This is a genomic window from Mesorhizobium sp. M7A.F.Ca.CA.002.05.1.1, from assembly GCF_003998335.1.
Lineage (GTDB): Bacteria > Pseudomonadota > Alphaproteobacteria > Rhizobiales > Rhizobiaceae > Mesorhizobium.
The window spans coordinates 1-641 of the sequence record NZ_RZQI01001542.1 but is presented as its reverse complement, the minus strand read 5'-3'; the positions used below and the strand labels follow the sequence as shown (position 1 = coordinate 641).

General features: G+C 65.1%; 1 pseudogene. It reads right to left on the bottom strand.

Annotated elements, in window-relative coordinates:
• Positions 1-641: pseudogene (locus tag EN939_RS36930) on the bottom strand (nitrite/sulfite reductase); the annotation flags it as partial.

Sequence of the window (641 nt, the reverse complement as noted above, 5' to 3'; positions counted from 1 at the left end):
GATCAGGTTCTGCTCATGGCTGACACGCAGCTCGTCAAAGCCATATTTCTCGGCGATGTCGGCGATCGCTTCCATCTGGCTGTCCGAGGCGTCGCCGGGCACCTCGCCGATGCCCTTCAGCGAGATCGTCACCGCCGCATAGTCGGGATGGCGGTGCGTCACGACATTCTGGTCGAGCCACTCCGAGAACCCCTTGGAATCGAGCCGCGCCAGCTTGACCGCCTGGTCGCCTTCCGGCCGCCCAGCGAGCACCGGTGGCGCGAAATAGGCCTCGATGGCGCGGATGTCGGCTTCCGGCAGCTTCAGCTCGGCGTCCTTCAACTCCTGCCACTCGGCCTCGACCTGGCGGGTGATCTCCTCGACGCCGGTCTCATGGACGAGGATCTTGATGCGCGCCTTGTACTTGTTGTCGCGGCGGCCATAGAGGTTGTAAACGCGCAGGATCGCCGTGCAGTAGGACAGAAGGTCGGCTTCCGGCAGGAAATCGCGGATCTTGCGGGCAACCATCGGCGTGCGGCCCTGGCCGCCGCCGATATAGACGGCGAAACCGAGTTCGCCGGCGGCGTTCTTCTTCAGGTGCAGGCCGATGTCGTGGGTCTGAATGGCGGCGCGGTCGCGCTCGGCACCCGTCACCGCGATCT